The following is a 13,499-nucleotide window of genomic DNA, read 5'->3' on the forward strand; positions in this document are numbered from 1 at the left end:
GTGCCGCCGCCGCGCTTCGAGGGGCTCCATCGCCGCGCTCGGTCGCGCCGTCAACTTGATTGCGTAACGCCAACTCTGTAGGCGATCCGCCTGGTTGGGCACATTGTCCCACCTAGCCGCAGATCGATCGGCTCCACCTCAACCCCGGTCGGGTCGGCTCCACCTCAACCCCGGTCGGGTCGGCTCCACCTCAACCCCGGTCGGGTCGGCCCCCCGGTCGGGTCGGCCCCACCTCAACCCCGGTCGGGTCGGCTCCACCTCAACCCCGGTCGGGTCGGCCCCACCTCAACCCCGGTCGGTCGGCCTCGTCGTCCTGGCGGCCTCAACCTCGGTCGGCCTCGACGGGTGGCACGGCAGCTCAACCCGGGTCGGCCGTCGCCGTCGCCGCACCTCGACCTCGGTCAAAAGGGGCGGCTGGCTCGATCGCGCCACCCGCGCCGCGACGGGTTGCCGCTTCCCAGCAGGGCGGAGTTGTGGTCAGTGCCCGAGCATGTTGCGCGTCGCCCTCGCCATGGTCCCGGAGGTCCGGCAGCTCCTCGCCGAGGATCCGGCGCAGCTCTCCGAGCTGCTGGACGAGATCCACGACGAGGACCTCGCCGATCTCATCGGCCTGCTGGACGACGCCGAGGCCGCGAAGGTCCTCATGGCGCTCAAGGCCGAGGAGGCCGCGCCCATCTTCGAGCGCCTCGACGGCGAGACCCAGGAGGCGCTCGTCGAGCAGATGGGCGTCGAGAGCATCGCGCCGATCGTCTCCGAGATGGCGGCCGACGACCGCACCGACCTCATCGAGGCCCTCCCCGACCAGGTCAGCGGCACGCTGCTCTCCACGCTGGAGAAGGTCGACCCCGAGGCCGCCGCCGAGGTCGAGGAGCTCGCCAAGTGGCCCGAGGACAGCGCCGGCGGCCTCATGACCACCGACTACGTGTCGGTGGGCATCCACCTCACGGTCGCCGACGTGATCGAGCGCATCCGCGCCGTCGGCGAGGACGCCGAGACCATCTACTACGTGTACATCGTCTCCGATCGCGGGCACCTCATCGGCGTCGTCTCGCTGCGCGATCTGCTGCTCGCCTCGCCGTCCGAGAAGCTCTCGAACGTGATGACCGAGAACGTCTTCGCCGTCAGCCCCGAGACCGACCAGGAAGAGGTCGCGCGCACCATGGCGAAGTACGACTTCAGCGCGCTGCCCGTGCTCTCCGCGGACCGGAAGCTGCTCGGCGTCATCACCGTCGACGACGTGATGGATGTCCTCACCGAGGAGCAGTCCGAGGACATGCAGCGGCTCGGCGCGGTCGGCCCCATCGAGGACAGCTACTTCAAGACGAGCTTCTGGACGTTCATCCAGAAGCGCGCCCCCTGGCTCGCCGTGCTGTTCGTCGGCGAGTTCATGACCGGCGAGGTGCTCCGGCGTTTCGAGCACGACCTCGAGGCCGTCGCGACGCTCGCCTACTACGTGCCCCTGCTCATCTCGACGGGCGGCAACTCCGGCTCGCAGTCGTCGTCGCTCATCATCCGCGGCCTCGCCGTCGGCGACCTGCGCGTCGGCGACTGGGCGAGCGTCCTCGCCCGCGAGCTCGGACAGGCGGTCGTGCTCGGCCTCATCCTCTCGGTCATCGGCATGCTCCGCGTCTGGCTCTGGGGCGACGGCACCGGCTTCGTCCTGACGATCGGCGTGACGCTGATGGCGATCGTCCTCATGGGCTGCACCGTGGGCGCGATGCTCCCCCTCCTGCTCCGGCGCCTCGGCCTCGATCCGGCGACCAGCTCCACGCCGTTCATCGCGAGCCTCGTGGACGTCCTCGGGATCCTGCTCTACTTCACGATCGCCCGCCTCTTCCTGTCCGATTTGCTCGCGCAGGCCGGGGCGGGCGGGTGAGCAGCCCCTTCTGCCGCGCCGTCCGGACCGACGAGGCGCCGGCTCCCCCGCTCGACGCGCCGCGCGCGGCGCGCCGCTCGACGCGCCGCGCGCCCCTCGACGCGCCGCGCGCCCCTCGACGCGCCGTGAGCCCTTGACGCGTCGGCCCCCATGGGGGAGTGAAACTGTCGATTTTCGTTCGGCGCAACGTGCGCTGAACCGCTCCTAGGGAAGGAGTCAAGATGGCCGAAGGCTTGAATCGCGTGATGCTGCTCGGCAACCTGGGCGCCGACCCCGAGCTCCGGTTCACCCAGGGAGGGCAGGCAGTCCTGAACCTGCGGCTCGCGACGACCGAATCGTACCTGGATCGCGACAAGGTCCGGAAAGAACGGACGGACTGGCACAATGTCGTGATCTGGGGCAAGCGCGCCGAGGCCTTGGGCAAGATCCTCAGCAAAGGCTCCTCGATCTTCATCGAAGGCTCGCTCCGCACGTCGAGCTACGACGATCGGGATGGCAACAAGCGTTACAAGACCGAGGTGATCGCGAACAACGTCCTGCTGACGGGCGGGGGCCGCGGCCGCGGCGTCGCCAACGACGACGCCGGGTTCGGCGCTGATCCCGGCGGCGGTGGCGGCAGCTACGGCGGTGGTGGCGGCGGCTACGGCGGTGGCGGTGGCGGCGGCGGCTACGGCGGTGGTGGCGGCGGCGGCGGTCGCCCGGCCGGCGGCGGCTACAACCGCGGCGGTGGCGGTGGCGGCGGCGGCGGCGGTCGCCCGGCGCCTGCGGCGCCGGATCCCGGTCCCCCTCCGGACGATTTCGGCGGCGGCTACGGCGGCGGCAACGACGACGACATCCCGTTCTGATCGCTCTCGCTTCCGGGTTCCGGGCCGAGGGGTCGGCTAGGGCCGCGGCCGCGGCCGCCTCGCCAGCACCACGGCCACGCCCGCCGCCGCGAGCACCCCGAGCCCCGCGGCCGCCGCGAGCGGCTCCTCCGCGGCGAGGAAGATCGCCCGCACGAGCAACCCCGGCGCCGGCGGCGCCACGAACGCACCCTCGATCTCCGTCGCGCCGAGCAGCGCCCCGCATCGGGCGCCCGCCCCCTGCGCCGGCTCCAGGCAGACCACGCTGCAGAGCGCCGCGTCGTGCTCGCTCCCCGCGAAGCCGAGCACGTGCCGCCCACGGATCGCCACCGCGCGCTCGCCCGCCCTCCCCGCCGCCTCGAACGGCTGCTCGAACCGCTGCTCGAGCGATCGGATCGGCCCTGCCTCCCACCGCTCGATCGTCACCCCGAGCGCCCCGCGCACGAGCCCCGACGCCCGATCGAGCACCAGCTCCTCCAGGCCGGTGACCCACCGCCGCGACGGGGCCGTCGCGCAGACCGCGCGCAGCGACACATCGTCCGCTTCGACGCCGCGCCGCAGCGTCACCTTCGCCCCCGCGATCGACGACACGTCGATCGCGGGCAACGCGTCCGGCGGCGCGTCGCGCCCCCCGGCGGGCAGCGAGAGGCGCAGCGAGAGGCCCGGCGCCACGCCGTGCAGCTCAGACGCGCTCGAGCTCATCCATCAACGCGAGCACCTCGCTGCGGATCTCGACCAGCGCCGCGCGCATCCGCTGCACCTCCTCGTGGCTCGCGCCCGCGTCGGGGGCCGGCGGCTCGATCCCGCCCTCGCGCAGCTTGCGCCGCGCCCCGGCGATCGTGAAGCGATGCGAGTAGAGGAGCTCCTTCACCTTGAGGAGCGTCTCGACGTCGCGACGGCTGTAGACCCGCTGCCCCTTCGCCGATTTCTGCGGGCGGATGGAGCGGAACTCCGTCTCCCAGTACCGGAGCACGTGCGGCTCGACCCCGACGATGCCGGCCACCTCGCCGATCCGGTAGTACAGCTTCGCCGGAAGCTGTTGGCGCACCGCCAAGCGGTCTACTCCTCGGCCGCCGAGGCCGTCTCGCGCGGGTTGAGGGCCTGCTTCAAGATCTGGCTCGCCTTGAAGTTCAGGACCCGGCGCTCGGTGATCAGGATCGGGTCGCCGGTCTGGGGATTGCGGCCCTGCCGCTGGCGCTTGTCGCGCAGCACGAAGTTGCCGAAGCCAGAGATCTTGATCTTCTCCCCGCGCCCCAGGGTTTCCTTCATGGTCTCGAACACGAGATCCACCAGATCGGCAGATTCCTTCTTCGAGAACCCGCCGAGGCGGGAGTAGACCGCCTGAACGATTTCGGCTTTCGTCATGAGACCCCCATCGCCCTTACAGAAGGGGGGGCGCGCCGCAACCCCTGAAGACCGTTCAGGAAGCCGCGTGCGGTCCCCCGACCGGCCTGTGGCAGGATGCCAGCCTGCGTCGGGTAGGTCTAGGGGGTACGCAGGCTTCGCCCGATAGGGCCGGGCCCGCTTCGTGCAGCCCTCCCGCGGACGCGAACGTCGGGGCCAGCCCGCCAGGAACCCGGAAACCCAGCCGCACCAGGGGATCGGAGCCACCCCGCCACCGCAGGGCCCCCGCCCCGCCCGCCACCGCAGACCGGCGCCCCGCCCGCCCCGAGGCCGCGGCCGGAGATCCGGAGGGATTCCGGCGCGGCCGCTGGCGAGGCGCGGCTCGCCAGCGGCGAACCGCTCAGGCGGCGAGATCGCCGAGGGGCCGCTCCTTCGTCGCCTGCCTGGACCAGGCGCCGACCACGGCCGCATCGCCCGGCCGCGCGTCGCTCCAGCCGACGACCGGCGCGCTCGAGACCGCCTCGCGGCGGCGCCCGATCTGCTCCTGGGCGACCATGGCCGCGACGTAGAGGTAGCCGACGGCGAAGAGCACCGCGAACGGGGTGGCGAAGTAGTGGCCCGTCTGGACGGACGCGACCACCGCGCCGCCCGAGAGCACGGCGAGCATCGCCTCGGTGAGCGGCAGGTCCGTGCGCACCCTGTACCGGCCCTTGTTGTCGCCCTGCTTCGGGGTCCGAACGAACTCGCCCGCCATGCTGCGGAGCCCCTCGATCACGGCCTTGGACAGGTGCGGCGCGAGCCCCGTCCCGAGCGCGATGAGCATCGGCAAGCGCACGACCGCGCCCCAGCGCGAGCGGCCCTGCGCCGTCTCGGCCAGCATGTAGAACGCCGCGAGCGACCCGGTCGTCGCCGTGCAGAGCGGCAGGTCGATGGCGAACATCGTCAGCGTGTCGGCGGCGGGGAACAGCACGAGCGCCGGCAGGAGCAGGACGCTCAGGAGCACCAGGAGCGGGTAGGCGAAGTGCGGCGTGAGGTGGAAGAACGCCTCGAACCGCTGCCCGCGCGAGAGCTTCGCGTTCAGCACCGTCGCCATCAGCTTGCGCGCGGTCTGCACCGTCCCCTTGGCCCAGCGGTACTGCTGCGCGCGCAGCGCCGAGATGTCCTCGGGGAGCTCCGCCGGCGAGACCACATCCTCGCGGTAGACGAAGCGGTAGCCCGCGAGCTGCGCCCGGTACGACAGGTCGAGGTCCTCGGTCAGCGTGTCGTGCTGCCAGCCGCCGGCCTCGATGATGGCGTCCTTGCGCCACATCCCGCCGGTGCCCGAGAAGTTGAACAGGAGGCCGGCGCCGTAGCGCGCGCGGTTCTCGACGAGGTGGTGGCCGTCGAGCATGAGCGCCTGCACCTGCGTGAGGATCGAGACGTCGCGGTTCAGGTGCCCCCACCGCGTCTGGACCATGCCGACCGTCGGATCCTCGAAGTGGCCGACGATCGACCGGACGAAGCCCGGCTGCGGGATGAAGTCGGCGTCGAAGATCGCGACGAGCTCGCCCTTCGCGACCTTGAGGCCCTCGTCGAGCGCCCCCGCCTTGTAGCCGACGCGGTTCGTGCGGTGCAGGTACACCGCGTCGATGCCCTCCGCGCGCAGCCGCTCGACGTGCGCGCGGACGAGGGCCTGCGTCTCGTCCGTCGAGTCGTCGAGCACCTGGATCTCGAGCTTGTCGCGCGGGTAGTCCATCCGCGCGACCGCATCGAGCAGCCGCGCCGCGACCGTCGACTCGTTGAAGAGCGGCAGCTGGATCGTCACCGGCGGCAGATCGCGATCGGTCAGGGCCGCGACCTCCTGCGCGCGCGCGATCTTCGCGCGGTGGAGGCGACAGAGGACCACGAGGTGCAGTCGGTGCAGGCCGTAGGCGCTGAGACCGAGCAGCACGCCGAAGTAGAGCACGCAGAGCAGCATGGAGAGCATCGGGAGCACCTGCCGCCAGCGGGCTTTCGGGCGGGTGGGACCGGGCGAACCCCGGTCTCCACGCCTGCGGTGCTGGCGGGTAACGAACGCGTACCACCCGCCGAATCCGAAGTTGTCATGCACTTGTAATTCGTTGCAACTCTCTGTCACGAGGCGTGGAAAGTTGACTTGGGCTCGAGTCCTTCCCCCTGGAAAATGACAATCACCGACAATCCCGCTTCGCCCGGTCACGCGGCGCTTCCCGCAGGTTCGGCGCACGAACGCGCGTGCGCGAGCGACGCACGAGGTAAGGTGTTCCCCCGATACCGATGCACTAAATAAGGTGTATTTCGTAAGGACCCTCCGAGGAAGGGTTCGATAAGTACGGCGCTGACCTGATGGGCAGATTCACAGTGTTGTGGGTTCTGGAGTCCTCTCCAGGGGCGCCGCCGCCGGGGGTCCGGGGTCATCTGCGCCTGGCGCCCGCGGGAGCCCGGGGCTATCCGTTGCCGATGAGCCGCGCGCTACTTAATGAACTGAAGGCCCGCCAGATCGCGTTCCTCGAGGCGCGGCTCGTCTCGGAGGCCGCGGCGCGGGACTTCCGGGAGCGCCTGCCCGCCGGCGTCGCGGCGCTGCTCGCGACGCCGCTCGGCGAGCTCATCGATGCGGGGGCGGTCGCGCGGGCGCTCGACGCGCTGGCGGCGGAGGAGTCGCTCCGGCGGGCGGTCCGGCCCGCGGCCGCCGCGGCGCTCGCGGCGCTGGTCGAGGCGGCGCGCGCCGAGCGGCGGCGCGCCAGGGAGCTCCTGCCGGAGGGGGCGCGCGACAAGCTCGACCGCATCCTGGAGCAGCCGAAGCTCGTCCCGGAGCGGCTCGTGCGCGAGGTGCTCGAGAGCGCGGCGCTCGACGCGGTGATGCGCGACGTCCTCTACGACACGCTGAAGGAGTTCTCCGAGAAGGTGAACCCGTTCTTCGCCGAGTGGGGCCTGCCGGCGCTGCTCAAGCGGATCGCCCCCTTCGGCCTCGGCGGGGTCGGCAAGGCGATGGGCACCCTGCAGGGCGAGTTCGAGCGGCGGCTCGAGCCCGAGATCCGCCGCTTCTTGCAGGGGTTCTCGCGCACGGCGATGCGCCAGGTGCACGACATCCTCGTCGCCAGGGGCGACACGCCCGAGTTCGTCGGCCTGCGCAAGCACGTCGCGGCGTGGGTGCTGGAGCAGGAGATCTGCGCGCTCGTCGGCCAGCTCGACGCGAAGAGCTCGGCGCTCGCCGAGGAGCTCGGGGCCGACGTCGCCGCGCAGGTGCTGCGGGACCGGCCGGTCCGCGCGCGCACCCGCGAGGCGATCGCGGCGTTCGTCGCCGCGCACGCGCGCGAGCCGCTCGGCGAGGTGCTGGGGCGCTTCGGGATCGCGCCCGCGCTCGACGTCGACGCGCTCGCTGCCGCGCTCTGGCCGCTCGTGCGGAGCGCGTGCGCGACCGGGCCGGTGCGCGCCTGGCTCGCGTCCGTGGTGGAGGAGTTCTTCGACGGGCTGCCGGAGGGCATCGAGCCGTCCGCCTGACGCGCGGCGGGTCGCGGCACGGCCCGCCCCCGGGTGGTGCGATCCGCGCCGGGGCGCCCGCGCCCCGCGCGGGCTCGCCCGGCAGCGGCCGCTCAGCCCATGGCCGAGGCGTCCGCCACCGCCGACTCGATGTACGCGAGGCCGCGCGACGGGCACGCGGGCACCGTGGGCGCGAACGCCTCCATGTCCAGGATGAGCTCGGGGCCGCCCGCGAGCGTGAGCACCACGACGGGCACGCGCGGCGACATGCGGCGGAGCTCTTCCATCTCGCTGTGGAGCTCCGCCTCCTCCCGGGGCACGAGCACCATCACGTGAGGACGCCAGCGGGCAAGCACGTCACGCGCATGGCCGAGCCCGCAGCACGTCTCCACCGTGTAGTCCCGGGACGAGAGGAAGTGGACGAGCGGCTGGGTGTTGCTGGCGTCGTCGTCGATCACCAGAACGCGGGTCGTGCTCTCAATCTCCATAAGTATCCCCCGTTGGCGGCTGGGTCTGGCCGAAGCGCCGAAGACCGGATCTTCATCGCCTGGCTCACCGAAACCATACTCCATCGGCGGCAAAGCGCGATGTCAATCGCGCCTCATCGCATCGCGCGACGCGTTGATACGGGCCTGAAACAGCGACGCTTTCTCCCCGTCGTCTCCGCGATGCGCGGACGACCGCCGGGCCCGGCAGGCGCTCAGCCGCCGAGGTAGGCCGCGCGGATCTCTTCGTTCGCCGCGAGATCCTTGGAGTCGCCGCTCATGGCGATCTGCCCAGTACGGAGCACGTAGGCGCGCGTCGAATACTTGAGCGCGAGTCGGGTGTTTTGCTCAACGAGGAGTACGGTGGTTCCTGACGCCGCGATCTTGGCGATCGACTCGAAGATGTCCGCGACGAGCCGCGGGGCGATGCCGAGCGAGGGCTCGTCGAGGAGCAGCATGGCGGGGCGCGCCATCATGGCGCGGCCGATCGCGAGCATCTGCTGCTCGCCGCCGGAGAGCGTGCCGCCGTGCTGGTGCATGCGCTCGCCGAGGCGGGGGAAGAGCTTCACCACGTCGTCGACGGTCTCCCCCATGGTGGGGCCGTGCTTGTGGCACCACGCGCCGAGCTCGAGGTTCTCGCGGACGGTGAGGTTCGAGAAGATCGCGCGCCCCTCGGGGACGAGCGAGACGCCGGCGCCGACGAGCTCCTCGGTCGAGACGGACGCGAGGTCCTTGCCGTCGTAGCGGATGCGGCCGGCGGCGATCGGCAGGAGGCGGACGATCGTCTTCAGCGTGGTCGTCTTGCCGGCGCCGTTCGCGCCGATCATCGCGACGATCTCGCCGCGCCGGACCTCGAGGCTCACGCCCTTGAGCGCCCGGATGCCGCCGTAGCTGACCGCGAGATCGTCGACGACGAGCAGGGGCTCGCCGGGCGCCACCGAGGGGGGCTGCCGCGTCGGGTGCGATGTCTTCATGCCGGCTCCTCTGCCGCGGCGCCGGCCTCGGCGGCGTCCTCGTCGACCTCCTCGCCGAGGTAGGCGGCGAGGACCTTCGGGTCCCTGCGCACGACCTCCGGGGTGCCGTGCGAGATCGTCTCGCCGTGGTCGAGGACGTGGATCTCCTCGCACACGCCCATCACGACCTGCATGTTGTGCTCGACCAGCACGACCGTGACGTCGAAGGTGTCGCGCAGCCAGCGGATCTGCTGCTTGAGCCCCTCGGCCTCGCCGTAGTTCATGCCGGCCGCCGGCTCGTCGAGCAGGAGCAGCTTCGGCTTGAGCATCATCGCCCGGGCGATCTCGAGGCGGCGCTGGTTGCCGTACGAGAGCGACGTCGAGATCTCGTCGGCCATGTCCTCGAGCTTGAACACCGACAGCAGCGAGAGCGCGCGCTCGGTCATCTCCTGCTCGTCCTTGTAGAAGAACGGCGAGCGGAGCAGGGCGGAGGCGAGCGTCGCCTTGCGCAGGTTCTCGCAGGCGACGAGCACGTTCTCGAGCACGGTGAGCTGGCCGAAGAGGCGGATGTTCTGGAACGTGCGGGCGATGCCGAGGTGCGCGATCTGGCTCGGCTTGAGCGGCGCGAGGTCGGTCCCGCCGAAGCGGATCGAGCCCTCGTCGTGCTTGTAGACGCCGGTGATCAGGTTGAACACCGTCGTCTTGCCGGCGCCGTTCGGGCCGATGAGCCCGAAGATCGAGCGCTCCGGCACGGTGAACGAGACGCCGCCCACGGCCTTGAGGCCGCCGAACCGCTTGGTCACACCCTTCAGATCGAGGTTCACTCGAACTCCCTCCCGGCCGGCTTGGCCTCGCGCTCGATGGCGGTGCCGGGCGGCCTCTCCTCTTGCGGCGCGTCCGCGCGCCCGGCGGCCGCCTCGGCGCCGGTCGTCGCGGGGACGGGCTCGGCCGGCCCGACCGGCGCGCGCGGCGCGCGCTGTGCGCGCCGGCCGAAGAGCTCGCGCTCGCCGAAGAGCCCCTCGGGGCGCAGGATCATCAGCCCGATGAGGATGGACGCGTAGAGCACCATCCTGAGGGCGTTCAGATCGAGCGCGGGGTAGGCCGCCTTCAGCGCGAGGACGCTGTCGAGGCCCTGGAGCTGCTCGATGAGCTTGACCGTGAAGGTCACGAGCACGCCGCCCACGATCGACCCGGTGACGCTGCCCGAGCCGCCGAGGATCACCATCGTGATCGCGTCGAACGAGTAGTTGAACGTGAACTGGTCCGGCTGGACCGTGGGGTTGCCGTCGCGCATCGAGGCGAGCAGGCCGCCGGCGATGCCGCCGCCGGCGGCGGAGATGACGAACGAGGTGACCTTGTAGCGCGTCGGATCGACGCCCACCGCGGCGGAGGCGATCTCGTCCTCGCGGAGCGCGCGCAGCGCGCGGCCCCAGCCGGAGAACTTGAGCCGCCAGGCGACGATGGTCGCGAGCGCGACGGCGCCGAAGATCCAGAACGGGCCGGCGTACTGCGGGACGCCGGTGTCGTCGGGGCCGGCGTAGCCGATCGGGCCGCCGAGCGCGGCGAGCAGCTTGCCGATCGGCCCCTGGTCGGCGGCGCCGGTCGTCGCCGTGGCGATCGTCAGGCGGAAGATCTCGGCGAACCCGAGGGTCACGATCGCGAGGTAGTCGCCGCGGAGCCGGAGGCTCGGCAGGCCGACCACGAGGCCGAACAGGGCCGCGACGAGCCCGGACGCGAGCAGCGCCGGGGGCATCACGAGGAACGAGTTGCCGAAGAGCGGATCGCCGCCGCCGAGCATCTGGTGCAGGTTGCCGGCGACGATGGCCCCGGTGTACGCGCCGATGCCGACGAAGCCGGCGTGGCCGATCGAGAACTGGCCGGCCATGCCGTTGATGACGTTGAGCGAGAGCGCCGCGATGACGTTGACCATCGCGAACAGGGCGAGCTGCCGCCAGGCGGCGTCCGGCAAGAGGGTCTCGAAGCCGAACTCGAGGGCGACGAAGGCGCCGAGGAGCACGAGCGCCGTGATGACGCGCTTCAACGGTCGAGGCATGGCCGGCCACAGTTGATTTGGCCGGGCCGCACCGTCAAGCGGGAGCGTTACTTGATAACGCGCAAATAGGGGGGCAGCTCGCGCTTCGGCTTGCCCGTCCCTGGTTGCGGTCTGGGCTCGGGCTCACCGGAGCTGCCAGAATCGTCGTCTTCCGCCTCGGTCGACCGCGCCGGCGCGAGGGCCGGGGCGGGCACCGGCGCGAGCGGCCTCACGGCCGCGCCGGCGTCGCGCACCGGCGGCTCGCCCGCGCTGCGGCGCTCGGCGGGCTCCACGGCCTCGAGCTCGGGGCGGCGCGCCTTGTCGCGCGCGCGTGCCTCGTCCGCCTCGTCGTCGCTCCGCTCCTCGTCGCTGCTCGGGGGCGCCACGGCGGCGAGCCGGGGGCGCGGCCTCTTCTGGGGCTTCTGCGGGGCCGCGCCGGGCCGCTGCTGCTTCTGCGCGGCGAGATCGGCCGGGATGTCCTCGGGCCAGACCATGCCGCGCTGGTCCTCGCTCACGAGCGCCCAGATCGCGTGCCACGGCAAGCGGCACCAGAACGGCGCGCGGTTGAACGAGAGGGTGCAGCTGATCCCATCGTCGTCCACCTTCAGGTCGGGGATGGGGATCGCCATGTTCATGCCGACCTGGAGGATCAGCTGCGGCTGGCCCGTGAACCACTTGGGGACGGAGACACCGGGCCGGCGCGGGTCGAGGTGGATGAACACGCTCGGCTCTCGCTCGAGGAGGGCCAGCGCGACGTCCTTTTTCGGCGGGAGCGGTCTCTGCACGTCGGACATCGTACTGCTCTGCCCAATACCCCGGACCGCGCGGCTCCGCCAGCGCTTCGGGCCCTCGGGCGAACGGCGGCGCGCCGGTGAGCGGGCCGCAGCGCGAGAGCCGTCAGGCGACTCCAGCAGCTCTGTAGAAAGCTCGCCGTAGTCCGCGTCCGCGCCGGCGCCCGCGCGCGCGGGCGCGGAGGCGCTCGAGCCCCGCGGCACACCCGCGCACCAGGGCGCACCTCACGCCGCGGGTCGCCGGCTCAGCTCGACGGGGACCTCCGAGAGGGTGACCCGGTGCTTGCCGCCGGGCGTGAGGGGGATCTGGTCGACGATCTGGACGCAGATCTCCGCGCGCTCGCCGAGGTGCTGCCGGACGGTGCGCTCGATGAGCCGCGCGGTCTCGGGCTGGAAGCCCTTGCCGGGCACGAGCCGGACGGTGATCGCGCGCCGCCGGTCCTGGTAGACCTGGTAGCGGGCGATCGTCGGCTGGTCCTTGATGAGGTGCGGGAAAAGCTCCCCGGCGAGCAGCTGGCCGTCGGGGCCGACGAGGAGGTCGAGGACGCGGCCCTCCACCGAGGCGAGCATCGGCAGGCCGCGGCCGCACGCGCACGGCGCGCCGGCGGCGATCGCGACGTCCTGGTTCTTGTAGCGGATGAGCGGCATCGATCGGCAGACGAGGTCGGTCACGACGACCTCGCCCGGCTCGCCCGGGACGGCGTGCCGCCCGTCGCGGAGCAGCTCGACGAACACGCCCTCCATGTGGATGTGCTTGCCCTCGTGCCGCTCGCACTCGGCCGCGATCAGCATGAGCTCGCGGCAGCCGTACCGGTCGAAGACCGGGGCGCCGAACGCGCGCTCGATCGCCTCGCGCTGGTGCGCGAAGAGCCGCTCCGCGCTGGTGACGACGCCGCGCGGCGGGGGGAGCGCGCGCCCCTCCGCGAGCGCGTAGCGCGCCGCGTGGTACAGCGCGCTCGTGTAGCCGACGATGAGCTGCGGCCGGTACCGCGCGATCTCGTCGAGCAGCGCGGCGAACCGGGCCTCGGACAGATCGAAGGCGCTGATCATCTTCTTGCGGAGGATGGCCTCGTGCAGGGCGCGCTTGGCCTTCTTCGCGAGCGTCTCGCCGAACTGGGTGCTCCACAGGTGGAGCTCCCTGTCGCCGAGCCGGGCGCCCGCCCACCCGTCGGACCGCATCGCGGCCGCGACGCGGCGCTCGTAGGTGCGGTGGTCGAAGCGGAACCGCACCGGCTCGCCCGTGGAGCCCCCGGTGCCGCTCGAGTAGAGCTTGCCGACGAAGCCCTCGGCGAGGAGCTCCGGCCCGTGGGCGCGGAGGTCGGCCCGCGTGAGGACGGGGAGCCGCACGAGGTCCTCCGGCGCCTTCACCGAGGCGACGCGCACCCCGTGCTCGGCGAACCTGGCGCGGTAGAACGGGACGTTCTGCTCGGCGAAATGGAGGGCGGCGAGCATCCGCCGGAAGGCGAGATCGCGAATCTCGTCTTCCGGCAGCCACTGAGAGCGCTCGAGCTCCTCCAAATGCTTCAGGGTCTCCCTGCCCCGCAAACGGGTCTCGTAGAGCGGAAACAGGATGTTTCGAAACAGCTCACCGTACATGGGGAGAGCGTTCTTTCGAATCATCCGCCGTCAAGCGCGCGCCGGCGGCTCTCCCGCGAATCCGCATCTTCGTGGCGAGGAATCCGACCGGAGCGGCGCGCGC

13 protein-coding genes are annotated in these 13,499 nt (G+C 71.8%); 3 read left to right on the forward strand and 10 right to left on the reverse strand.

The window, feature by feature from the left end:
- Positions 1-490: 490 nt before the first annotated feature.
- Positions 491-1,876 (forward strand): magnesium transporter, encoded by a 1,386-nt coding sequence (gene mgtE / locus NQZ70_RS46855; RefSeq protein ID WP_129580023.1) that lies wholly within the window; start codon positions 491-493, stop codon positions 1,874-1,876.
- Between the two features lie 221 nt (positions 1,877-2,097).
- The gene (locus NQZ70_RS46860) at positions 2,098-2,721 is read left to right on the forward strand and encodes a single-stranded DNA-binding protein (RefSeq protein ID WP_129580024.1); all 624 of its coding nucleotides are present in this window, start codon (positions 2,098-2,100) and stop codon (positions 2,719-2,721) included.
- A 36-nt stretch (positions 2,722-2,757) separates the two neighbouring features.
- Here the strand turns inward: NQZ70_RS46860 and NQZ70_RS46865 are convergent, their stop codons facing one another.
- The 4 genes from NQZ70_RS46865 to NQZ70_RS46880 all read right to left on the reverse strand — a co-directional run bounded on the left by NQZ70_RS46865 (position 2,758) and on the right by NQZ70_RS46880 (position 6,028).
- Complete coding sequence (locus NQZ70_RS46865; protein WP_129580025.1) at positions 2,758-3,420, reverse strand: hypothetical protein; 663 nt, start codon at positions 3,418-3,420, stop codon at positions 2,758-2,760.
- Entirely contained in the window at positions 3,401-3,766 is a 366-nt protein-coding gene (locus NQZ70_RS46870; protein WP_237244684.1) for a MerR family transcriptional regulator, read from the reverse strand. Before NQZ70_RS46870 ends, NQZ70_RS46865 begins: the two co-directional genes overlap by 20 nt.
- Positions 3,767-3,777: 11 nt before the next feature.
- Positions 3,778-4,083, reverse strand: coding sequence for an integration host factor subunit alpha (locus NQZ70_RS46875; RefSeq protein WP_012241218.1), 306 nt, complete (start codon positions 4,081-4,083; stop codon positions 3,778-3,780).
- A 379-nt stretch (positions 4,084-4,462) separates the two neighbouring features.
- Entirely contained in the window at positions 4,463-6,028 is a 1,566-nt protein-coding gene (locus tag NQZ70_RS46880; RefSeq protein ID WP_129580026.1) for a glycosyltransferase, read from the reverse strand.
- 491 nt (positions 6,029-6,519) lie between these two features.
- Here NQZ70_RS46880 and NQZ70_RS46885 point away from each other — a divergent pair, with 491 nt between their 5' ends.
- Positions 6,520-7,560 carry a hypothetical protein gene (locus NQZ70_RS46885; RefSeq protein WP_129580027.1) on the forward strand — a complete coding sequence of 347 codons (1,041 nt, stop codon included), beginning with the start codon at positions 6,520-6,522 and terminating at the stop codon, positions 7,558-7,560.
- Between the two features lie 92 nt (positions 7,561-7,652).
- Here the strand turns inward: NQZ70_RS46885 and NQZ70_RS46890 are convergent, their stop codons facing one another.
- The 6 genes from NQZ70_RS46890 to NQZ70_RS46915 form a co-directional block, all read right to left on the reverse strand.
- Positions 7,653-8,027, reverse strand: a complete 375-nt coding sequence (locus NQZ70_RS46890) for a response regulator (RefSeq protein ID WP_129580028.1) — start codon at positions 8,025-8,027, stop codon at positions 7,653-7,655.
- A gap of 212 nt (positions 8,028-8,239) precedes the next feature.
- Complete coding sequence (locus NQZ70_RS46895) at positions 8,240-8,998, reverse strand: ABC transporter ATP-binding protein (RefSeq protein WP_129580029.1); 759 nt, start codon at positions 8,996-8,998, stop codon at positions 8,240-8,242.
- The gene (locus NQZ70_RS46900; protein WP_129580030.1) at positions 8,995-9,801 is read right to left on the reverse strand and encodes an ABC transporter ATP-binding protein; all 807 of its coding nucleotides are present in this window, start codon (positions 9,799-9,801) and stop codon (positions 8,995-8,997) included. The genes NQZ70_RS46895 and NQZ70_RS46900 overlap by 4 nt, the downstream gene beginning before the upstream one ends.
- Positions 9,798-11,030, reverse strand: coding sequence for a branched-chain amino acid ABC transporter permease (locus tag NQZ70_RS46905; protein WP_129580031.1), 1,233 nt, complete (start codon positions 11,028-11,030; stop codon positions 9,798-9,800). Before NQZ70_RS46905 ends, NQZ70_RS46900 begins: the two co-directional genes overlap by 4 nt.
- Positions 11,031-11,077: 47 nt before the next feature.
- Positions 11,078-11,803: a ClpXP protease specificity-enhancing factor SspB gene (locus NQZ70_RS46910; protein WP_129580032.1), complete on the reverse strand. Its 726-nt coding sequence runs from the start codon at positions 11,801-11,803 to the stop codon at positions 11,078-11,080.
- A 222-nt stretch (positions 11,804-12,025) separates the two neighbouring features.
- Positions 12,026-13,396 (reverse strand): phenylacetate--CoA ligase family protein, encoded by a 1,371-nt coding sequence (locus NQZ70_RS46915; RefSeq protein WP_129580033.1) that lies wholly within the window; start codon positions 13,394-13,396, stop codon positions 12,026-12,028.
- Between the last annotated feature and the right edge of the window lie 103 nt (positions 13,397-13,499).

Origin of the sequence: Sorangium sp. So ce836 (assembly GCF_028553905.1) — a bacterium.
Classification (GTDB): Bacteria; Myxococcota_A; Polyangia; order Polyangiales; family Polyangiaceae; genus Sorangium; species Sorangium cellulosum_D.

Bases quoted from the DNA above. Each gene is read 5' to 3' on its own strand.
- mgtE (WP_129580023.1), top strand. From the start codon at position 491: ATGTTGCGCGTCGCCCTCGCCATGGTCCCGGAGGTCCGGCAGCTCCTC.
- NQZ70_RS46860 (WP_129580024.1), top strand. From the start codon at position 2,098: ATGGCCGAAGGCTTGAATCGCGTGATGCTGCTCGGCAACCTGGGCGCC.
- NQZ70_RS46865 (WP_129580025.1), bottom strand. From the start codon at position 3,420: ATGAGCTCGAGCGCGTCTGAGCTGCACGGCGTGGCGCCGGGCCTCTCG.
- NQZ70_RS46875 (WP_012241218.1), bottom strand. From the start codon at position 4,083: ATGACGAAAGCCGAAATCGTTCAGGCGGTCTACTCCCGCCTCGGCGGG.
- NQZ70_RS46880 (WP_129580026.1), bottom strand. From the start codon at position 6,028: ATGCTCTCCATGCTGCTCTGCGTGCTCTACTTCGGCGTGCTGCTCGGT.
- NQZ70_RS46885 (WP_129580027.1), top strand. From the start codon at position 6,520: ATGAGCCGCGCGCTACTTAATGAACTGAAGGCCCGCCAGATCGCGTTC.
- NQZ70_RS46890 (WP_129580028.1), bottom strand. From the start codon at position 8,027: ATGGAGATTGAGAGCACGACCCGCGTTCTGGTGATCGACGACGACGCC.
- NQZ70_RS46895 (WP_129580029.1), bottom strand. From the start codon at position 8,998: ATGAAGACATCGCACCCGACGCGGCAGCCCCCCTCGGTGGCGCCCGGC.
- NQZ70_RS46905 (WP_129580031.1), bottom strand. From the start codon at position 11,030: ATGCCTCGACCGTTGAAGCGCGTCATCACGGCGCTCGTGCTCCTCGGC.
- NQZ70_RS46910 (WP_129580032.1), bottom strand. From the start codon at position 11,803: ATGTCCGACGTGCAGAGACCGCTCCCGCCGAAAAAGGACGTCGCGCTG.
- NQZ70_RS46915 (WP_129580033.1), bottom strand. From the start codon at position 13,396: ATGTACGGTGAGCTGTTTCGAAACATCCTGTTTCCGCTCTACGAGACC.